The sequence below is a fragment of the Mesorhizobium sp. MC2-1-1 genome (assembly GCF_057597255.1).
Genome location: NZ_CP195205.1, coordinates 1,292,926 through 1,312,158 on the forward strand (window position 1 = coordinate 1,292,926; position 19,233 = coordinate 1,312,158).

At 63.8% G+C, this 19,233-nt stretch carries 18 protein-coding genes; 14 read left to right on the forward strand and 4 right to left on the reverse strand.

The genetic code is table 11. The features are described from left to right. The first annotated feature begins 15 nt into the window (after nt 1-15). The 4 genes from ACR64R_RS06545 to ACR64R_RS06560 all read left to right on the forward strand — a co-directional run bounded on the left by ACR64R_RS06545 (nt 16) and on the right by ACR64R_RS06560 (nt 3,728). Nucleotides 16-1,665 carry an ABC transporter substrate-binding protein gene (locus ACR64R_RS06545; RefSeq protein ID WP_487360869.1) on the forward strand — a complete coding sequence of 550 codons (1,650 nt, stop codon included), beginning with the start codon at nt 16-18 and terminating at the stop codon, nt 1,663-1,665. A 94-nt stretch (nt 1,666-1,759) separates the two neighbouring features. Then, entirely contained in the window at nt 1,760-2,233 is a 474-nt protein-coding gene (locus ACR64R_RS06550) for a DUF3828 domain-containing protein (RefSeq protein ID WP_487360870.1), read from the forward strand. A 43-nt stretch (nt 2,234-2,276) separates the two neighbouring features. Further along, nucleotides 2,277-2,819, forward strand: coding sequence for a YqhG/Tai3 family protein (locus ACR64R_RS06555; RefSeq protein WP_487362390.1), 543 nt, complete (start codon nt 2,277-2,279; stop codon nt 2,817-2,819). 33 nt (nt 2,820-2,852) lie between these two features. After that, complete coding sequence (locus ACR64R_RS06560) at nt 2,853-3,728, forward strand: alpha/beta hydrolase (protein WP_487360871.1); 876 nt, start codon at nt 2,853-2,855, stop codon at nt 3,726-3,728. A gap of 16 nt (nt 3,729-3,744) precedes the next feature. On the opposite strand, the gene queF is transcribed toward ACR64R_RS06560, so the two are convergent. Next, nucleotides 3,745-4,206, reverse strand: coding sequence for a preQ(1) synthase (gene queF / locus ACR64R_RS06565; protein ID WP_487360872.1), 462 nt, complete (start codon nt 4,204-4,206; stop codon nt 3,745-3,747). A 126-nt stretch (nt 4,207-4,332) separates the two neighbouring features. Here queF and ACR64R_RS06570 point away from each other — a divergent pair, with 126 nt between their 5' ends. The 8 genes from ACR64R_RS06570 (at nt 4,333) to ACR64R_RS06605 (ending at nt 13,523) form a co-directional block, all read left to right on the forward strand. Further along, nucleotides 4,333-6,378 (forward strand): oxidoreductase, encoded by a 2,046-nt coding sequence (locus ACR64R_RS06570; protein WP_487360873.1) that lies wholly within the window; start codon nt 4,333-4,335, stop codon nt 6,376-6,378. 194 nt (nt 6,379-6,572) lie between these two features. After that, nucleotides 6,573-7,346: an SDR family NAD(P)-dependent oxidoreductase gene (locus ACR64R_RS06575; protein WP_487360874.1), complete on the forward strand. Its 774-nt coding sequence runs from the start codon at nt 6,573-6,575 to the stop codon at nt 7,344-7,346. A gap of 100 nt (nt 7,347-7,446) precedes the next feature. Continuing rightward, nucleotides 7,447-8,769 carry a histidinol dehydrogenase gene (hisD, locus tag ACR64R_RS06580; protein ID WP_487360875.1) on the forward strand — a complete coding sequence of 441 codons (1,323 nt, stop codon included), beginning with the start codon at nt 7,447-7,449 and terminating at the stop codon, nt 8,767-8,769. A gap of 12 nt (nt 8,770-8,781) precedes the next feature. Next, complete coding sequence (locus ACR64R_RS06585; protein ID WP_487360876.1) at nt 8,782-9,804, forward strand: zinc-dependent alcohol dehydrogenase; 1,023 nt, start codon at nt 8,782-8,784, stop codon at nt 9,802-9,804. A gap of 34 nt (nt 9,805-9,838) precedes the next feature. Continuing rightward, a complete protein-coding gene (gene hutC / locus ACR64R_RS06590; protein ID WP_487360877.1) occupies nt 9,839-10,570 on the forward strand; it encodes a histidine utilization transcriptional repressor HutC in 732 nt (243 codons plus the stop codon). 268 nt (nt 10,571-10,838) lie between these two features. Continuing rightward, entirely contained in the window at nt 10,839-11,840 is a 1,002-nt protein-coding gene (locus tag ACR64R_RS06595) for an ABC transporter substrate-binding protein (RefSeq protein ID WP_487362391.1), read from the forward strand. Between the two features lie 23 nt (nt 11,841-11,863). After that, the gene (locus ACR64R_RS06600; RefSeq protein ID WP_487360878.1) at nt 11,864-12,727 is read left to right on the forward strand and encodes an ABC transporter permease; all 864 of its coding nucleotides are present in this window, start codon (nt 11,864-11,866) and stop codon (nt 12,725-12,727) included. Nucleotides 12,728-12,740: 13 nt separating this feature from the next. Continuing rightward, nucleotides 12,741-13,523: an ABC transporter ATP-binding protein gene (locus tag ACR64R_RS06605; protein ID WP_487360879.1), complete on the forward strand. Its 783-nt coding sequence runs from the start codon at nt 12,741-12,743 to the stop codon at nt 13,521-13,523. Between the two features lie 201 nt (nt 13,524-13,724). Here ACR64R_RS06605 and ACR64R_RS06610 read toward each other — a convergent pair whose 3' ends face one another. Beyond that, the gene (locus ACR64R_RS06610) at nt 13,725-14,132 is read right to left on the reverse strand and encodes a hypothetical protein (protein WP_487360880.1); all 408 of its coding nucleotides are present in this window, start codon (nt 14,130-14,132) and stop codon (nt 13,725-13,727) included. A gap of 142 nt (nt 14,133-14,274) precedes the next feature. Between ACR64R_RS06610 and ACR64R_RS06615 the strand changes: the two genes are divergently transcribed. Then, nucleotides 14,275-14,712, forward strand: a complete 438-nt coding sequence (locus ACR64R_RS06615) for a MarR family winged helix-turn-helix transcriptional regulator (RefSeq protein ID WP_487360881.1) — start codon at nt 14,275-14,277, stop codon at nt 14,710-14,712. Here the strand turns inward: ACR64R_RS06615 and ACR64R_RS06620 are convergent. Both ACR64R_RS06620 and ACR64R_RS06625 read right to left on the reverse strand, forming a co-directional pair. Further along, a complete protein-coding gene (locus ACR64R_RS06620) occupies nt 14,703-15,437 on the reverse strand; it encodes a polysaccharide deacetylase family protein (protein WP_487360882.1) in 735 nt (244 codons plus the stop codon). The two genes, ACR64R_RS06615 and ACR64R_RS06620, sit on opposite strands and share 10 nt — an antisense overlap. 211 nt (nt 15,438-15,648) lie before the next feature. Continuing rightward, nucleotides 15,649-17,718, reverse strand: coding sequence for a putative bifunctional diguanylate cyclase/phosphodiesterase (locus ACR64R_RS06625; RefSeq protein WP_487360883.1), 2,070 nt, complete (start codon nt 17,716-17,718; stop codon nt 15,649-15,651). A 300-nt stretch (nt 17,719-18,018) separates the two neighbouring features. Between ACR64R_RS06625 and ACR64R_RS06630 the strand changes: the two genes are divergently transcribed. Next, nucleotides 18,019-19,206 (forward strand): glycine C-acetyltransferase, encoded by a 1,188-nt coding sequence (locus ACR64R_RS06630; protein WP_487360884.1) that lies wholly within the window; start codon nt 18,019-18,021, stop codon nt 19,204-19,206. Nucleotides 19,207-19,233: the final 27 nt, after the last annotated feature.

Genomic DNA, 19,233 nt, shown 5'->3' on the forward strand with positions numbered 1-19,233 from the left:
ATGGGAGTAACGACAATGACACTTTTCAGAAGCAACGGCGACCGGGTCCCGGCCGCGATCGAAGCGATGGCCAAGGAGGCGCGCGCGGGCCGTGTCGACCGCCGGGAATTCCTGGCTTTGGCCAGCGCCTTCGGCGCATCGACGGCTTTCGCCTATGGCATGCTCGGCCTCGCCGCGCCAACCAGGGCGCTTGCCGACGAACCCAAGAAGGGCGGAACGCTGCATGTCGCGATGTCGGTCAAGGCGCAGAAGGATCCGCGCACCTATGACTGGACCGAGATGGCGAATGTAACGCGTTGCTGGCTGGAGCCGCTGGTGCGCTACACCCACCAGTTCACCTTCGAGCCGGTCCTGCTTGAAAGCTGGGACGTCAATGACGACGCCACCGAATACACGCTGCATCTGCGCAAGGGCGTCACCTGGAACAATGGCGACGCCTTCAACGCTGACGACGTGGTCGCCAATCTGAACCGCTGGTGCGAGAAGGGCGCGTCGGGCAATTCAATGGCCGCCCGCGTCGGCGCGCTGATCGACGCCAAGACCGGCAAGGCAAAGGATGGCGCGATCACCAAGGTCGATGACCATACGGTCAAGCTGAAGCTGGTCGAAGCCGATATCGCCATCATACCGGGCCTTACCGACTATCCGGCGCTGGTCGTGCATCGCGACTTCGACAAGGATGGCGCCGATCCGATCAAGAAGCCGATCGGCACCGGTGCGTTCGAGCTGGTCTCCTACGCGGTCGGGTCGAAGGCGGTCGTCAAGCGCCGCGAGAAAGGCAAGTGGTGGGGCGGCGAAGCACCCCTCGACGGCGTCGAGTTCATCGACTATGGCACCGACTTCAACGCCACGCTGAATGCCTTCGATTCCGGCGAGATCGACCTCGATTTCGAAACGCCGGCCGACTTCATCGACCCGCTCGACAAGATGAATCTGGTGAAGTCGGAGGTCGCCACGGCAACCACGCTCGTGGCCCGCACCAATATCACCCATAAGCCCTATGACGACAAACGGGTGCGCAACGCGCTGCAGATGGCGGTCGACAACAACCAGGTCATGCAGCTCGGCTACAATGGCCGCGGCACGGTCGGCGAGAACCACCATGTCGCCCCGATCCATCCCGAATACTACCCGCTGCCCAAGAAGGAGCGCGACGCCGCCGGCGCCAAGAAGCTGATGGCGGAGGCAGGGCAAGCAGACTTCGAGCATGAGCTGATCACCGTCGAGGACGAGTGGCAGAAGAACACCGGCGACGCCATCGCCGGACAGCTGCGCGACGCCGGCATCAAGGTGAAGCGCACGGTGCTGCCTGGCTCGACGTTCTGGAACGACTGGACGAAATATCCTTATTCCATGACCATCTGGTACATGCGCCCGCTGGGCGTGCAGGTGCTGGCGCTCGGCTATCGGACCGGCGAGGCCTGGAACGAGACGGCATATTCCAACCCGGACTTCGATGCCAAGCTCAAGGAGGCGCTGTCGCTCATCGACGTCGCCAAGCGCAAGGAGGTGATGAAGGACGTCGAGACGATCCTGCAGGATTCCGGCGTCATCATCCAGCCGTTCTGGCAGAAGCTCTACTGCCATATGAACAAGAAGGTGAAGAACTACTCAATGCACCAGACCTACGAAATGGACTTCCAGAACGTCTGGCTGGATGCCTGAGCGCGACTGGACTTCATGAGCCGCAAAAAAGCCGATATGCAGGATGCGTGGTGGTGATCTTGCCGCCACGCCGCCGAACCTCCGGAGATCCTGCATGAAGCCGATAGTGCTTGCCGCCGCCATGTCGATCGCCTTGCCCGGCGCCGCGCTCGCCGGGCCGGCGTCCAACGCCGTGAAGTTCTTCTACGTTCCTGAAGTGAAGTTCGAGGGAGACGCGAAATACCGCGACCGGTTCACCGAGCCGGTGACCAGACTGTTCGAAGCCAACGACAAGGCGCAGAAGGAGAAGCCCGATGAGGTATCCTGCCTCGACTTCGACCCCGGCCTCGACGCGCAGGATTTCGATCAGAAGACCCTGTCGAAGACACTGAAGCTCAAAGAGGCCGTCAATGGCGATACCGCCGAGGTCACGGCAAGCTTCAATCTTTTCCCGGAAGGCGATGACTCCAAACGCGAAATGGTGTGGTCGCTGAAGAAAGTGGACGGCAAGTGGAAGATCGCCGACATCACCTCCAAGACCAGCGACTGGAAGCTCAGCGCGCTGGAATGCGGTGCCTCGACGGAGTGACGCCGTGCATCGCCGTCTCATCCTTGCGCTGTCGAGCTTGTCGATGCTGGCCGCGGGGCTGAACGGCGCCTGCGCGCAGGGGCTGTTCGGCTCGCCGCCGCCGAACGCGCCCTCGGGCGGCAATGCGCCGGCGGACTCGCCGCCCGCGGCCACGGCGCCGGAAAGCAAGCCGGCCGAACCGGCGCCCGTCGCGCCGGTCTTGCCCGGATCGCCAACGGCGGTGGTAAAGCCCTTTTACGAGCGTATCGGTCTGGAATTGGACCCCGCCCAGCGTAAGAACTTCGTCGATCCGGCCAAAACGGTGCTCGACAAGAGCGACGCGCTACGCGCCTCGGGGCAGGGCGAGTGCCTCGACCCCAACATGGCGCTCGACAATGCCGACTACGACAAGCTCGCCATCGACAAGAGCCTGCGCACCATCGAGGCCGTCGATGGCGACCAGGCCAAGGTGGTTGTCGCCTTCGTCGTCGAGGGCCACCAGCACCGCCTGGAATGGAAGCTAAAGAAGGTCGGCGGCGACTGGAAGATATCCGACCTTCTGTCGGTGACGGGCGAATGGGCGCTCAGCCAATACCAGTGCGAATGAGCCCCGGATGAACTCGCCCCCGGACAATTGTCGATGAGATTTCGCGCTTTGCTTGCCCTGGCCCTTACGGCTATCTGCATCGTCGTTGGGATCGGCATGTGGCGTGTTGGAACGACGCTGATTGCGCGCGGACCCCATCAGGTCCTGGCGCCGCCCGGCGACCTGCCCGTGGAGCGCGTCACTCTCGATCAGCCTGGTGCGCCCCAGCTTGTTGGCTGGGTGGTCGACCGGACGGGCAGTTGCGGGACGATCGTCCTGCTGCATGGACGCGGGGCCAACCGGCTCGCCATGATGCAAAGGGCGAGAATGCTGTTCGACGCCGGCTATTCAGTCGTCCTGTTCGATCTTTCCGGCCATGGGGAGAGCGGCGGTGCCGTTCAGGGTTTCGGTTACAGCGAAGGAGAGGACGCCAGCCGGATCATTGCTTATGCAAGGCAACGCTTTCCGGGCCAGAAACTCGGCGCTCTCGGATCGTCGCTGGGGGCAGCGTCGTTCGTCTTCGCCACGCCGCATGCGCTGGCCGACGCCTATGTCCTGGAGGAACTTTACGCGACGTTACGCGACACGACGGCATGGCGCATGCCTTTTCATATCTTGCGTCGCTTCCAAGCCGATATCCTGCTGGCGCAGATGCCGGTTCGCCTTGGTTTCGGCGCCGACGACGTCCGGCCAGTCGATCGCATAGGCAAGATCGGCCAACCGCTGATCCTGCTGGCCGGAACCATCGATCCCTTTATCGACCGTGACCAGGTTGCGGCGCTGCAGAATGCGGCACCGTCGTCGGAACTCGTCTGGTTCGGTGGGGCCGGCCATGTCGATCTTTTGCGCTACGACGAGCAGCACTACCGCGACGCGGTCTTGCCGTTCTTTTCAAAGGAACTTTGCCGGGCCAGGGCCGATCATGTTTGACGGCCGCGCGATCCGCTCAGCCGCGCCCGCGATACGGCGCAACGCCGGTATCCGGCAGCCATGCGTCCTTGGGCGGCGCGCCGGTCTGCCAGAAGACGTCGATCGGAATGCCGCCGCGCGGGAACCAGTAGCCGCCGATGCGCAGCCAGAGCGGCTTGGTCGCCTCCACGATGCGACGGCCGATCATCACCGTGCATTCCTCATGGAAGGCGCCATGGTTGCGGAACGAGGTCATGAACAATTTCAACGACTTCGACTCCACCAGCGCCCGGTCGGGCGCGTAGTCGATGACGATGTGGGCGAAGTCGGGCTGACCGGTGACCGGGCAGAGCGATGTGAACTCGGGGCAGGTAAAGCGCACGATAGCCGGCGGGCCGTCGCCGCGCTGGAACGGCACGGTCTCCAGGACCGCCTCTTCGGGGCTCTGTGGCGTCTCGACGTGCTTGCCGAGTTGGGTGAGGTTCTTGGCGTCAGTCATAAGCGGCTCCTTGCTGCCGTCCAAGGTCGGAGTGGCAGGCAAAACAAAGCGGAAATTGCGCCGCTACCTTTCGGATGCGGCAGGTTTGGGCCGCTCATTAGCACAATTTGAAATGGCAGGAAGAAGATGACCAGCAACGACCCGCTTCTCCAACCGTACCAGCTCAAGCACCTGACGTTGAAGAACCGGGTGATGTCGAGCAGCCATGAGCCGGCCTATTCGGAGGACGGCATGCCGAAGGAGCGCTACCGGCTCTACCATGCCGAAAAGGCCAAGGGCGGCATGGCGCTCACCATGACGGCGGGCTCGGCGATCGTCTCGCGCGATAGCCCGGCCGCCTTCGGCAACCTGCATGTCTATGACGACAGGATCGTGCCGTGGCTCGCCGAACTGGCGGATTCCTGCCATGAGCATGACTGCAAGGTGATGATCCAGATTACCCATCTCGGCCGCCGCACCGGCTGGAACAAGGCCGACTGGCTGCCGGTGCTGTCGGCCTCGCCGGTGCGCGAGCCGGCGCATCGCGCCTTCCCGAAGACCATCGAGGAGTGGGACATCGAGCGCATCGTCGCCGACTATGCCTCGGCCGCGCAGCGCTGCCAGGCGGCCGGCCTCGACGGCATCGAGTTCGAATCCTACGGCCATCTGATGGACGGCTTCTGGTCGCCTCTGACCAACCATCGCGACGACGAGTTCGGCGGCTCGCTCGAAAATAGGCTGCGCTTCACCGACATGGTACTCGACGCCGTGCGCGCCGCCGTTGGCGAGAAATTCATCGTCGGCATCCGCATGGTCGCAGACGAGGATCTGGAAAACGGCCTCTCGAAGGAAGTGGGCGTCGAGATCGCCATGCGGCTCGCCAAGTCCGGCAAGGTCGACTTCCTCAACATCATCCGCGGCACGATCGAGACCGACGCATCGCTGACCAAGGTGATCCCGGTGACCGGCATGCGTTCCTCGCCGCATCTCGACTTCGCCGGTGAGGTGAGGGCGGCGACCAAGTTCCCCACCTTCCATGCGGCGCGCATTTCCGATGTCGCCACCGCGCGCCATGCGATTGCTACCGGCAAGCTCGATATGGTGGGCATGACGCGCGCCCATATCGCCGATCCGCATATCATCCGCAAAGTGATGGAAGGCCGCGAGCATGAGATCAGGCCATGCGTCGGCGCCACCTATTGCCTCGACCGCATCTATGAAGGCGGCGAGGCGCTTTGCGTTCACAACGCCGCGACCGGCCGCGAGGCGACCGTCCCGCACATCATCGCGAAAACCGAAGGGCCGAAGAAAAAAGTCGTTGTCGTGGGCGCGGGCGCCGGCGGCCTTGAAGCCGCGCGCGTCGCCGCCGAACGCGGCCACCATGTGACGGTGCTCGAAGCCTCCAGCCAGGCTGGCGGCCAGGTGAGGCTTGCCACCCAGAATCCGCGCCGCAAGGAGCTGATCGGCATCATCGACTGGCGGTTGGCCGAACTCGCTCGCCTCGGCGTCGAGATCCGCTACGACACCTGGGCCGAGAAGGACGATGTGCTGGCGCTGGGACCGGATGTGGTGATCGTTGCGACCGGCGGCATGCCCCAGAACCCGCCGCTGACGGCCGGCGACAATCTGGTGACCTCGAGCTGGGATATCATGGCCGGCAGCGTCAAGCCGGCCGAGAACGTCCTGCTTTACGACGACAATGGCGGCCATCAGGGCATGGGCGCGGCGGAGCTGATCGCCAACAGCGGCTCCAGGCTGGAACTTGTCTCACCGGAGCGCTTCTTCGCTCCGGAAATGGGTGGCATGAACCACGTGCCCTACATGCGCGCCTTCCACGAGAAGGGCGTCACCGTCACCATCAACACAAGGCTGCGTTCGGTGAGGCGCGAGGGCAACCAACTCGTTGCCGAGCTGGCGTCGGACTTCGCCGACGGCTGGCGCGGCGAGCGGCGTGTCGACCAGATTGTGGTCGAGCACGGCACGGCAGCGCTCGACGATCTCTACCTTGCGCTGAAGCCACTGTCGAAAAATGGCGGGGCGGTCGACTATGAGCGGCTGGTGAAGGGCGGCGACATCTTCCCCGCCCGCAATGCCGAAGGCAGCTTCGTGCTGTTTCGCATCGGCGACGCGGTCGCCTCGCGCAACATCCACGCCGCCATCTATGACGGCATCCGGTTTGGGATCAGGATCTGACGGACAGGTCGCCGCGCGCCAAATCGCGGCAGCAGGAAAAGGCGCTGAACAGCATTGTATCGGCACCGGGCTGCCCGCTCGCGCGGTCGGCTTCACTGCTGCGCCCAGGATCGTTTGTATATGCTTGTATGTATAATCAATGATCGGTTAGTCTCGCGGCCAGGGACAGGCCGGCAAGGCCAAGGAGGATCGACATGCGCAATGCTTCCCTCTTCGACCTGTCGGGCAGGAAGGCGCTCGTCACCGGTGCGAGCCGGGGCATCGGGCGCGGCATCGCCGAGGCGCTGAGCGCCGCCGGTGCCACTGTCGCCGTCACTGCCCGCAGCCTGGCTGCGCTCGGGGAAACGACGGCTGCGATCCGGGCCGCCGGAGGGACTGCGCACGCCATCGCCCTGGACGTCATCGACGTCGCCCGTTGCCGCGCCGCGACCGCCGAGGCCGCCGACCTGCTCGGAGGGCTCGATATTCTCGTCAACAATGCCGGCATGGAAGAGGTCAGGCCTTCGCTCGACGTCGACGAGGCGCTATGGGACAGGATCATCGACACCAATCTCAAGGGCGCCTTCTTCTGCGCCCAGGCTGCCGCCCGACTTATGCGCGATGCGGGACGGCCCGGCGCCATCATCAACATGTGCTCGCTGACCTCCGAAGTCGGCATTCCAACGGCGGTGCCCTACGGTTCGTCGAAGTCGGGCCTGCTCGGCATGACCCGGGCGTTGGCGGCGGAATGGGCCGGTCTTGGGATCAGGGTCAATGCCATCGCTCCCGGCTATTTCAGGACGGCAATGACGGAGGTGTTCTACGCCGACGAGGCTTGGCAGCAATCGATGCTCGCCAAGATCCCGCAGCACCGTTTCGGCGACCTTTCTGACCTGCACGGCATCGCCGTGTTCCTGGCCTCGGACGCCTCGGCCTACATCACCGGTCAGTCCTTTCCGGTGGACGGGGGCTTTCTTGCCTCGATCTGATGCTGTGTGCCGTGGCAGCCCCGATGGCAGAGCACGGAAAAATGCTGGCGATAGTTATACGTACATGTATATACTTTTGCCGAGTTTCTGAGGAGCAGCCATGTCCGACGTCAGCTTTCACGACCTGTCATCCGCCACATCCGAACAGCGGGCGAACCTGCTGAAGCGCGCCGAAGCCGACCTGTCTGTCTTCGTCGAGAAGGTCCGCCCGATCATCGAGGCGGTCAGGACGGAGGGCGATGCGGCCCTGCTGCGGTTCGCCCGGGACCTGGACAAAGCCGATGTGGCCGCGGGCAGTCTGAAGGTTTCGGAGGCCGAGTTCGATGCAGCCTTCGACAAGGTGGAAAAGGATGTCGTCGACAGCATCCGTTTCGGCATCGAGAACATCAGGCATTTCCATGAGGAGCAGCGCCCTGAGACCATGTGGCTCAAGGAAGTCCGTCCCGGCGCCTATGCCGGCGACCGATATACGCCGATCGCCTCCGTCGCGCTCTACGTCCCGCGCGGCAAGGGCGCTTTCCCGTCGGTGACCATGATGACCTCGGTTCCGGCCGTCATCGCCGGCGTGCCGCAGATCGCGATCGTGACGCCGCCGACGTCGGACGGTTCCGTCGATGCTGCCACCCTGGTCGCCGCCCGCCTCGCGGGGGTCGAAACCGTCTACAAATGCGGCGGCGCGCATGCGGTCGCGGCAGTCGCCTATGGCACCGAGACGGTGAAGCCCGCGCTCAAGATCGTCGGACCTGGCAGTCCCTGGGTCGTGGCGGCAAAGAGCCTGCTCTCCTCGATCATCGATACCGGTCTTCCAGCCGGCCCTTCGGAAGCGATCATCTTTGCCGACGGCACTGTCGCCGGCGGCCTCGCCGCGCTCGACCTTCTGATCGAGGCCGAGCACGGACCGGATTCCTCCGCCTATCTCGTGACGCACAGCCGCGAGGTCGCCGACGCTGCCCTGGCGGCACTGCCCGAGCACTGGTCCCGAATGAGCGAGCAGCGCGTGGAGTTTTCGCGCGCGGTGCTGACCGGCAAGCGCGGCGGCATCGTGCTGACCGCATCGCTGGAGGACAGCTACCGCTTCATCAACGACTATGCGCCCGAGCATCTCGAAATCCTGTCCAAGGAACCGTTCGCGCATCTTGGCCGCATCACCGAGGCGGCCGAGATCCTCATGGGCCCGCACACGCCGGTGACGCTCGCCAATTTCGTCCTTGGGCCGAATGCGGTGCTGCCGACCAGCCGCTGGGCGCGCACCTACGGGCCGCTTTCGGTGACGGATTTCCTCAAGCGTTCGTCGGTCGGCTATGTGACCTCGGCCGCCTATCCGGAGCTTGCCGGGCATGCCCGCAGGCTCGCCCGCTATGAAGGCTTCAGCTCGCATGAGAACGCGGTCTCGGAAATTCGCGACCGCTACCTCGGCGGCTGACGGACCGGCGCGATGAAGGCCGCCAGACTGTATGGCCCCGGCGACCTGCGCGTCGAGGATATCGCCGCGCCAGGGGCTCCCGACGCCGGCTGGGTGAAGCTGCGTGTCGATGCCGCCGGCATCTGCGGTTCCGACCTCCACAATTTCCGCACCGGCCAGTGGATAAGCCGTGCGCCGTCGACAGCCGGCCATGAGCTGACCGGCACGGTGGTCGCGGTCGGCGAGGGCGTCAGCACCGTCGCCAAGGGCGATCGGGTTGTCGCCGATTCGCGTTTCTGGTGTGGGGAATGCGTGCAGTGCCGCTCGGGCAGGCGGCATCTATGCGCCTCGCTGGGCTTCGTCGGCGAGGTTTGCGACGGCGGCTTTGCCGAAGAGACGCTCCTGCCTGCGCGCCTGCTGCATGTCATCGACGCCGCGCTCGACGAAAGGGTGGCGGCGATGGCCGAGCCGCTCGCCGTGGCGCTGCACGCCGTGAGGCGCCTGCCGAAGACGGCGGGGGCGGTGCTGGTCGTCGGCTGCGGCACCATCGGCGGCCTGGCGGCGCTGCTGTTGTCGCGAACGTTCGGCGGCAAGTTGCTGGTGACGGACCGCAATCGGGCGCGCGGCGAGCGCGTCGCCAGCGTGACCGGCGCCACGATCGTCGATCTCGACCGCGAGGCAATTGCCGCCGCGCTCCACGGCGCGCCGTTGCTTGCGGCCGTCGAGGCCACCGGCAGCATCGCCGCGCTCAACCAGTTGCTGGGCGTTCTGGACTCCGGCGCCTCCGTGGCGCTGGTCGGCATTTTCCACGGCCGCCTCGACATCGACCCCAACATGCTGGTCGAGCGCGAGATCGCTCTGCTGGGATGCCATGCCTTTGCCGACGAATTGCCCGACGCCATCGGGATGCTGGCGGACCTGTCCGGGCCGCTGATCGGCCTGATCGATCGCGAGATCGGCCTGGACGACGTTCCGGCCGCCTATGATCGCCTGCTGGCGGGGCAGGGCGATGGCTTGAAAACCATCATCCGGATGCGGCGGCCCGCCGGCGGGTGATTGCTGACAGCTTGCCGGAAAGGACGTGTGAGACATGAATACTTTGCCCGATACGGCCAGCCCTCTCTACGAGAAGGTCAAGGACTACATCCTGACCAACATTGGAACTGGTAATTGGAGCAAGGACCGCAAGCTGCCCTCCGAGAACGAATTAGTCGCGGCGCTCGGCGTGTCGCGGATGACCGTTCACCGCGCCTTGCGGGAATTGACCACGGCCGGCTTCCTGATCCGGCTGCAAGGCGTGGGGACATTCATTGCGCCGCCCCGGCCACAGTCGACACTGATCGAGATCAACAACATCGCGGCCGAGATCGTCGCGCGCGGCAACAGGCATCGCTCGGAGGTTCTCGTCCTCGAAAGGATGACTGCGACCAAGGAGCTCTCGCTGTCCTTCGAATTCGCCAGGCGCGCCGCGGTCTTTCATTCGGTAGTCGTCAACTTCGAGAACGACCTGCCCGTGCAACTGGAAGAGCGCTTCGTCAATCCGAGCCTGATACCGGACTACGACAAGCAGGATTTCTCGACGACGGCGACCTACGATTACCTGATGCAGAAGACACCGGTGACCGAGGTCGAACACATCATTTCCGCGGTCCCGGCCGATGCCGAGACGGCGCGGCATCTCGCCATCGAGATCGGCACTTGCTGCCTTCTCCTGCATCGCCGGACCTGGACGGGCGCGGTCGTGGCCACCATCAGCAAGCTGACCTATGTCGGCAGCCGCTACTCACTTGGAAGTCGCTATTCTCCTTCCCGTAAGGAGTGAAACGGGTGAGACTGTCCATCGGCGGAGCCAGGATCAGCTTGCCCAAGCTCTGCCACGGCCCCGGAAATCCGCCTCTCCAACTTGTATATGCATGTATGTATTTTAGCCTTGACATCCATTGCCGCCGACGTTGAATATCATTTCACTTCCGTCGACGTGGCGGGTAAGACGCCGAGGCACAGTGCCGCAAGAAGCAGAAGCCGCATTCTCACCGGACGGGAAGTTTGGTTCAAAAAAGCGGTCTGAATCATCAAGGGGAACAAAGATGATGCGTAACCTCAAAGGACAATTCCGCGCGCTCGTTGTGGCAGCCACCGTCGGTTTCGCCCCGCTGGCCCACGCAGCCGACGCCACCATTCCCACGACGCCCGAGGCTGGATCGTTCAAGATCGGCATCGAGCCGTGGCTGGGCTACGGCCAGTGGCACGTGGCAGAAGCCAAGGGTCTGTTCAAGGCAAGCGGCCTGTCGGACGTCCAGATCGTCAACTTCGCCGAGGACAAGGATATCAACGCTGCCCTGGCGAGCGGCCAGCTTGACGCGGCGAACATCGCGACCCACACTGCGATGGGCATGGTAGCGGCGGGGCTGCCGGTCAAGATCGTGCTGCTGCTCGACGTCTCGATGACAGCCGACGCTATGATCGCAGGCAAGGACATCACCTCGATCGCCGATCTCAAGGGCAAGCAGGTCGCCTTCGAGGAAGGCACGACAAGCGACATCCTGCTCAAATACGCGCTCGCCAAGAACGGCATGTCGATCGCCGACGTCCAGCCGGTGCCGATGCCGGCGGCGGATGCCGGCAGCGCGCTGATCGCTGGCCGCGTCCCGGTCGCGGTCACCTATGAGCCGTATCTCACCACGGCCCGGGCGCAGAACAAGGACGTCAAGCTTCTCTTCACCGCAGGCGAGGATCCAGGCCTGATCAGTGACGTGCTGGTGGTGCGCGACGAGGTGATCAAGTCGCGGCCCGGCCAGGTGCTTGCCATGATCAAGGCCTGGGATGCCGCGCTCAAGGACTACAATGCCGACACGCCCGGCGGTCGCGCTATCATCTCCAAGGCGGTCGGCTCGAGTGTCGAGGACCTCAACACCGCCTTCGACGGCGTGCGCTACTATTCTCTGGCCGAGAACAAGGGCGCCCTGACCGGCGATTTCTCCACCAAGACATTCGCCGACGTCGAGGCCGCCGCCAAGAATGCCGGCCTGCTGCAGGCCGACGTAACGCCGGAGCAGATGATCGATCCGGCCTTCGTCAAGGCCGCGCAGTAGTCCGGGCCGTGGCGGCTGCAGGGATGTCCGACGAGCCTGCCGCCAAAGCAAGCCCGTCCGGCACGGCAACGAGGCCTGCTGCCGGGCAGGCGACGCGCCGCCGCCGATCCACCGGGATCGGCGCGCCCATCGCGCGCTCCCGTTTCCTGGTGATCGCCGTGGCCGTCTTTGCCGGCCTCGGCCTGGCATGGTGGGCGGCGACGGGCCTTGAACTGGTCAAGCCGATCTTCCTGCCGTCGCCGGCCAGCGTCGTGATGCAGCTCGGAAAGCTCTGGGCCGACGGCACGCTGCTGATCGATCTCAAGGCCTCGATCTACCGTATTTCGGTCGGCTTTCTCATCGCCTCGGCGCTGTCCATTCCGATCGGCGTGCTGATCGGCAGCTTCCGGGCCTGGGAAGCGGCGATCGAGCCGCTGGTTGATTTCATCCGCTACATGCCGGTGGTCGCCTTCGTGCCGCTCTCCATCCTGTGGGCGGGAACGAGCGACGCCCAGAAATTCCTGATCATCTTCATCGGCACTTTCTTCCAGCAGGTGCTGATGATCATGGACAACGTCAAGCGCGTGCCGGCGGACTTCGTCGGTCTAGGCAGGACGCTCGGCCTGCCGGATCGCAAGATCCTGACGCGTATCGTGGTGCCCAGCGCTTTGCCGGGCATCTGGGATACGCTGCGTATCAGCCTGGGCTGGGCCTGGACCTGGCTCGTGCTGGCGGAACTCGTCGCGGCGACATCCGGGCTCGGCTATCGCATCACCGTCTCGCAGCGCTATTTCCAGACCAACACCATCATCGGCTACATCCTCTTGCTGGGCATGCTTGGCCTCGTCACCGACCAGATCATGAAGGCGCTGGGCAAGGCGCTGTTCCGCGAGGACAGCCGTTCGTGACGAGGCAAGGCCGATGAATTCCCCCAAACTTCGCATCAAAGGTCTCCACAAGAGCTTCGGCACCGGAGCCCGGCGCACGGAAGTGCTGCGCGACATCAATCTCGACCTTGCTGACAATGAGTTCGTGTCGTTGGTCGGCACGTCAGGCTGCGGCAAGAGCACGCTGTTGTCGATCGTCGCCGGACTGCAGGATTTCGACTCGGGCGATCTCGACATCGACGGGTCGCCGATCCTGAAGCCCGGCCTCGACCGCGGCGTCGTCTTCCAGTCCTATACGCTGCTGCCCTGGCTGACGGCGCAGCAGAATATCGAGTTTGCTCTCAAGGCCGCCGGCCACGACCGCGCCACCTGCCGCAGGATCGCGCTCGAGCACCTCGACCTGGTCAAGCTGCCGAACTCGGCCAACCTCTATCCATCCGAACTTTCGGGCGGCATGAAGCAGCGTGTCGCCATCGCGCGCGCGCTTTCCTACCGCCCCAAGATGCTCTTGATGGACGAGCCCTTCGGCGCGCTCGATGCCCTGACCAGGCACCAGATGCAGGAACTGCTGACCCAGATCTGGGAGGAGCACAGGCTCACCGTACTCTTCGTCACCCACGACGTCGAAGAGGCTGTCTATCTGTCGGACCGCATTGTCGTGATGGGCATCGGTCCGGGGCGCATCATGCGGACATTTGACGTCGATATCGAGCGCCCGCGCCGCGAAGAGGTCATGGAGAGCGCCGCATTCATGGACCTGCAGCGCAACGTTCATAAGGCCATTCGCGAGGCCTCCAGGCGCCCCGAAATGGCTTAGTGCATTTGAGGAAAGTGTGCAGCGGTTCGGCGCCTTCTGTAACCTTCAGTCCGGAATTGCGTCGAAACAGCAAGATAGAGCGGCTCTTGTCGTCATCTCGTCCGCCGGTTGGTGGCGCGCAACGGACCATTGCAAGGAGAGCCACCTGCCGCTTCGGTCCGTTGCGCGCCTCGCCCGGTCGGTGTCGCCGGCCGTGCGATTTCAAAACAGCTTGGCGGTCGCCATGCAAAGCACGGTGATGACCAGCAGCCCGCCGGCGATGCGTTCGCCCCGGCTCATTTTTGCCCGCAGTGCGGTCTGCGTCGCCCGATCGGCGCCAGCGAGCTGCCTGCTGGCGGAGGCCACGAGCGCGCCCTGCACGCCGGCGGCGATAAGCGCCGTCAGGATGCCCAGCGCCAGCACCTTCTCCATCGTGCCGAAAGCGCCCTCATGGAAGAAATACCAAAGCAGCAAACCGGTCAGGAACACCACACCGGAGGCGCCGAGTTGCGGCCGGATGAAGCGCTCGGCCTTGATCTCCGGATCGCGGGCGACAGCGATGGTCGTGCCGGCCCAGAACACACCCGCCATCACATGCAGGCCGACGACGATGATGTAGACATATTGCATGACCGCATTCCTCTCTCCCGCCCGCCGCGCGTCGCAGCCATGTCGCGACGCCATCAATAAGAGATAGTTAGATATCGAACGATTAGATGTCAATGCATGAAGCCGAGTTTCACCTTCCCATTGCATGCTCTACTGTAAGGTCATGACACCGTTTGACCGTCCGCCCGTCGGTATGAACCTTGCACGCACCTCGAAGGTGGTGGCGCAGGCTTTCGATGCCGCGCTGGTCGAGGCCGGCGGCACGCTGCCGGTCTGGCTGACCTTGCTGTCGGTCAAATCGAAGGAACTGGCCAACCAGCGCGAGCTCGCCGGCATGATCGGCATTCAGGGCGCGACGCTGACGCACCACCTCAACGCCATGGAGGCGCAGGGGTTGCTGACGCGCCGCCGCGACCCGGAAAATCGCAGGGTCCATCAGGTAGCGCTGACCGTCTCCGGCGAGGCGCTGTTCGATAAACTCCGACTTGCGGCGATCGCTTTCGACAAGCGGCTGCGGGCTGGCATTCCCGATGACAGGCTGGCCGAGTTCGCCGATGTGCTGGCGCTGCTGAGGCAGAACGCGGAACCGCCTCAGTCGTAGTCCGCTATCGTGCCGAAAGTGTAGTGCCGCAGCTTGAGCGCTGTGATCAACGCCGTCAGCTTCGCCTTGCCGTCAAAAGCGTCCTGGAACATCTCGTCATGCATGAGCAGGATCAGCTTGTTCGGCCTGGCGAAATGGCTGTAGACGAAGAGATGGTCGATCTCGCTGACCAAATGGTCGACGCTCTGAACCGGCTTGCCGCTGTTCTCATGTACCCATTCGTGGTCCCAGCCATAGAGCCAGAAGCCCGACGCCGTGACGAATTCGTAGTCCGGATCCTCGCGGCCGGCTTCCGCCGGTCCCAGCGAATTGTCGTTCTTTGAGTAGTTGGGCAGCCGGAATACATCGCGTCCCGGCAACCGCGCGTGTACGGCCGGCTTCAGGCCAAGCACCGCATTCGCCCTGAGCATGTCGGCGACGACGCCTTCGGTGTCACCGTAGAAATGCCGGTAGTGATTGTAGGCGTGGCTGTAGCTGTGGTTGCCGATCGTCACCAGCGGCATCGATTGCGCCCGTTGCAGCAGTGCGCGGTTGGCGGCGTTGGCCTCGGCACGCATGCCGACCATGAACAAGGTAACCGGCACCTGCTCGGCCTGCACCACATCTAGGATGTTGCTGGTTCCGTTCAGCGGACCATCGTCGAAGGTAAGGTAGATGGTGCGATCGGCGGCCAGGGCTGGCGACGTGACAAGCAACAGCATCAGTATAAGAAGTTGAAGCCGCATCCCTGAAATCCGGTGGCAATCCTCGCAACCTGCCATACCCGAACAGAGATCGGTATGGCAGGCCATGCCGGGTGCATCGAGATTCAGGTCAGCTCGAGTCGAGAATGTTGGTTTGCGGGCACCGGAGCGGAGCGTAACTAATGTACGTTAGCGCCGGAAGCGCAGAAAGCCGTCAGTCGCGGGCCGACCTCACCTGAAAAATCGGTGCGCCTCAGGCCAGGCTGCCCTGCAACACCTTAAGCTTCGCCTTCGTCGGGCTGCGCGCGATCAGCCATTCCCGCGCCTTGTCGTGCGGCATCGGGAAGGCGATCGAATAGCCCTGTACCTGGTCGCAGCCGATCGCCATCAAAGAGTCGAGCTCCGCTTCGGTCTCGGCGCCCTCCGCAACGATCGAGATGCCGAGCCCCCGGGCAAGCTCGGTGATGGCGCGCACGATCTTGCTGTTGTCGCCGTTCTCATTGATGTTCTGCACGAAGCGGCGGTCGATCTTCAAGCGGTCGATCTCGTTCGGGTTAACGTGGCTGAGCGAAGCATAGCCCGTGCCGAAATCGTCAAGCTCGAGATGCACGCCGGCGGCGCGGATATAGCGGAGCTTCGAGGCGATGCCTGTCTTCTCGTCGTCGAGAATGACGGATTCGACGATCTCGAGCGCCAGCTTCTGCGGCGCCAGCCCGGCGCGCTCCAGCGTGCCGAACAGAAAGCTGTCGAAATCCGGCTCGCGCAGTTCCGTGCCTGAGACGTTGACGGCGATGCGGCCGAAATCGATGCCGGCGCGGTCCCATTCCGCGGCTTCCTCGATCGCCCTGCTGATAACGATACGGCCGATATCGGGCATGAAGCCGCATTTTTCGGCCACGGGAATGAACTCGCCGGGCGAGATCATGCCGCGCGTCGCGTGCCGCCAGCGCACCAGTGCCTCGATGCCGCTGATCTTGCCGCTGGTCAGCGACACCTGCGGCTGGAAATAGACCTCGAAGCTCTTGTTGGCGATCGCCGTGCGGATGTCCTGTTCGAGTTGCTTGCGATGGTCGAGTTCACGGCGCAATTCCTCCGAGAAGAAGGAGAAGTTCCCGCCGCCGAGCTTCTTGGCGGAATAGAGCGCAAGGTCGGCATGGACGAGCAAGTCCTGCGCGTTGTCGGCGTCGACCGGATACACGGCTATGCCGGCGCTGGCGCCGGGCATGATCGTCGTGCCCTGGAACATGATCGGCTCGTTGATCTCGCCCAAGATGCGCTTGGCAAGCGCATGGATGTCGTCCGTGGTGCCGGCGCCATTGAGGATCATGACGAACTCGTCGCCGCCGAGCCGCGCGCAGAGATCCGAAGCCCTGCAGGAATCGCGCATGCGCTGCGCCGTCACCACCAGCACATAGTCACCGGCGGCGTGTCCGAGTGTGTCGTTGATCTGCTTGAAGCGGTCGAGATCGAACTGGATCACCGCCAGACGCTCGCGGCGCCGGTGCGCGCCCTTGATCAGCGTGTCGAAATGGTCGGTGAGAAAGGTGCGGTTGTGGAGACCGGTCAGGCCGTCATGAACGGCGATGAAGGCCATCGAGTTGCGCGCGTCGACCAGCTCGCGGGTCTTGCGCAGGATGGCGTTGGACATCGGCCGAAAGATGAACAGCGCCACCAGGACGATGACGCTGAGAGTGGCGAAGAACAGCGTCCGGTGCAGGTCGAGGATGTTGCTGGCCTGCGCGTCGGCGAAGGCGCTGATGCGCTGGCCGAGCGCGGCGTAGCCCGACAACGTCGCATTGGCGACGGAAGCGTCGAGGCCGGCGCGTTCGCCGCCGCCCTTGTAGCCGTCGCTCTGCATGCCGAGCTGTGATTCGAAGGACGACACCAGCCTCTCGCCATTGGCGACGAGGCCGATCGAGAAGTAATCCAGGTGGAAGGGCTTGTTGAACAGCACATATTCGATCGATTTGGGATCGTTGCGCGCCGGCGACAGCGGATCGGCGCCGGTCTGCTTGAGCAGCCGGTCGTAGCTCGTCTCGAATTCGGCCGTCGCCTGCTTGAGCGCCGTGACCAGCGCCGGCTGCTTGTCGCGCGAGGCGGCGCCGGTGGCGCTGGCCAGGAACACGATGCGTTGCGACAGCGCTTTCTGCGTCGCGACGATGTCGAGCAGGGAATCATTGTGCTGCTGCTGCGCCATCAGTTGCTGCAGGAGAATGAAGGAGGCCACGACCATCGCGGCAATGATCGCCAGCGCCAGCCAGTAGCCGGACTTGATGAGCAGTATCAGCTTGCGCGAAACGCTCTGCACTGGCTGCTGCGACATGACTGGTTGACCCCCTCCGGCCGACGGATTCCGGCCTTGGATGCGTGATGTGAAGACGCTTGCCCCGAAAGGGTTAACAGGTCGGCAAGGGAGGCTGGCGGCCATCGTGGCGGCGCGACAAAGCGTGCAAGATGGTTATCATGTCGTTTCCCGCGCGCGCCTTTTTGATCGCATTATCGCCGTGTCGCCGTCCGGAATTGCCTTCGAGCTTTCGCCACGCCACCGATGCGGTCGCTTTTGCGATGGATTTTTCATGCCGGCGGCGCGACAGTCCGGCCTCCAAGCGAACAGGGCCGGGCCATGAGCAGAGCTTTCCTTTCCCACATCGACAGCGAACTCCAGGGCCTGAAATCAGCCGGGCTCTACAAGTCCGAGCGCGTGATTTCCTCGATGCAGTCCGCCGAGATCGAGGTGGGCGGCGAAAAGGTGCTGAACTTCTGCGCCAACAACTATCTCGGCCTTGCCGACAGCCTGGATCTTCGCGACGCGGCAAAGCATGCGCTCGACCGCTACGGCTACGGCATGGCCTCGGTGCGCTTCATCTGCGGCACGCAGGAAGAGCACAAGCAGCTCGAGGCAACGATCTCGTCCTTTCTCGGCATGGAGGACACCATCCTTTACAGTTCCTGCTTCGACGCCAATGGCGGCCTGTTCGAGACGCTGCTCGGCGAGGAGGATGCCATCATTTCGGACGCGCTGAACCACGCCTCGATCATCGATGGGGTGCGGCTCTCCAAGGCCAGGCGCTTCCGCTACGCCAACAACGACATGGCCGATCTCGAAGCCCGCCTGAAAGAGGCGAAGGACAGCCGCTTCCGGCTGATCGCCACCGATGGCGTGTTTTCGATGGACGGCATCATCGCCAACCTGCGCGGCGTTTGCGACCTTGCCGAGAAATACGACGCCATGGTGATGGTCGACGACAGTCACGCGGTCGGATTCGTCGGCAAGCACGGCCGCGGCTCGGCCGAGCATTGCGGTGTCGAGGGCAGGGTGGACATCATCACCGGCACGCTCGGCAAGGCGCTGGGTGGCGCCTCCGGCGGCTATACCTCAGGCAAGAGGCAGGTGGTCGACTGGCTGAGGCAGCGCTCGCGCCCCTATCTCTTCTCCAACACGCTTATGCCGGCGATTGCCGGCGCCTCGATCAAGGTCTTCGACATGATCCGAAATGGCGACGCGCTTCGCGAGCGCCTCTATGCCAATGCGCAACGTTTCCGGTCTCAGATGGGCAAGCTGGGCTTTACCCTCGCCGGTGCCGATCACCCGATCATCCCGGTGATGCTTGGCGACGCGGCGCTGGCGCAGGAAATGGCGCAGCGGATGCTGAAGCGCGGCATCTATGTCATCGGCTTCTCGTTCCCGGTGGTGCCTAAGGGTCAGGCGCGCATCCGCACCCAGATGTCGGCTGCGCATTCCAGTGCCGATATCGATCGCGCGGTCGAGGCGTTCGGCGAGGTCGGCAAGGAATTGGGCGTGATTTCGTGAACGGCTGGCGCTGAAAACGATTCCGGA

Excerpts from the sequence above, each read along its gene's own strand:
- ACR64R_RS06550 (WP_487360870.1), top strand. The coding sequence starts at position 1,760 with ATGAAGCCGATAGTGCTTGCCGCCGCCATGTCGATCGCCTTGCCCGGC.
- ACR64R_RS06575 (WP_487360874.1), top strand. The coding sequence starts at position 6,573 with ATGCGCAATGCTTCCCTCTTCGACCTGTCGGGCAGGAAGGCGCTCGTC.
- ACR64R_RS06595 (WP_487362391.1), top strand. The coding sequence starts at position 10,839 with ATGCGTAACCTCAAAGGACAATTCCGCGCGCTCGTTGTGGCAGCCACC.
- hisD (WP_487360875.1), top strand. The coding sequence starts at position 7,447 with ATGTCCGACGTCAGCTTTCACGACCTGTCATCCGCCACATCCGAACAG.
- ACR64R_RS06585 (WP_487360876.1), top strand. The coding sequence starts at position 8,782 with ATGAAGGCCGCCAGACTGTATGGCCCCGGCGACCTGCGCGTCGAGGAT.
- ACR64R_RS06570 (WP_487360873.1), top strand. The coding sequence starts at position 4,333 with ATGACCAGCAACGACCCGCTTCTCCAACCGTACCAGCTCAAGCACCTG.
- ACR64R_RS06620 (WP_487360882.1), bottom strand. The coding sequence starts at position 15,437 with ATGCGGCTTCAACTTCTTATACTGATGCTGTTGCTTGTCACGTCGCCA.
- ACR64R_RS06560 (WP_487360871.1), top strand. The coding sequence starts at position 2,853 with ATGAGATTTCGCGCTTTGCTTGCCCTGGCCCTTACGGCTATCTGCATC.
- ACR64R_RS06555 (WP_487362390.1), top strand. The coding sequence starts at position 2,277 with ATGCTGGCCGCGGGGCTGAACGGCGCCTGCGCGCAGGGGCTGTTCGGC.
- ACR64R_RS06545 (WP_487360869.1), top strand. The coding sequence starts at position 16 with ATGACACTTTTCAGAAGCAACGGCGACCGGGTCCCGGCCGCGATCGAA.
- hutC (WP_487360877.1), top strand. The coding sequence starts at position 9,839 with ATGAATACTTTGCCCGATACGGCCAGCCCTCTCTACGAGAAGGTCAAG.
- ACR64R_RS06600 (WP_487360878.1), top strand. The coding sequence starts at position 11,864 with ATGTCCGACGAGCCTGCCGCCAAAGCAAGCCCGTCCGGCACGGCAACG.
- ACR64R_RS06605 (WP_487360879.1), top strand. The coding sequence starts at position 12,741 with ATGAATTCCCCCAAACTTCGCATCAAAGGTCTCCACAAGAGCTTCGGC.
- ACR64R_RS06610 (WP_487360880.1), bottom strand. The coding sequence starts at position 14,132 with ATGCAATATGTCTACATCATCGTCGTCGGCCTGCATGTGATGGCGGGT.
- ACR64R_RS06615 (WP_487360881.1), top strand. The coding sequence starts at position 14,275 with ATGACACCGTTTGACCGTCCGCCCGTCGGTATGAACCTTGCACGCACC.
- queF (WP_487360872.1), bottom strand. The coding sequence starts at position 4,206 with ATGACTGACGCCAAGAACCTCACCCAACTCGGCAAGCACGTCGAGACG.
- ACR64R_RS06625 (WP_487360883.1), bottom strand. The coding sequence starts at position 17,718 with ATGTCGCAGCAGCCAGTGCAGAGCGTTTCGCGCAAGCTGATACTGCTC.
- ACR64R_RS06630 (WP_487360884.1), top strand. The coding sequence starts at position 18,019 with ATGAGCAGAGCTTTCCTTTCCCACATCGACAGCGAACTCCAGGGCCTG.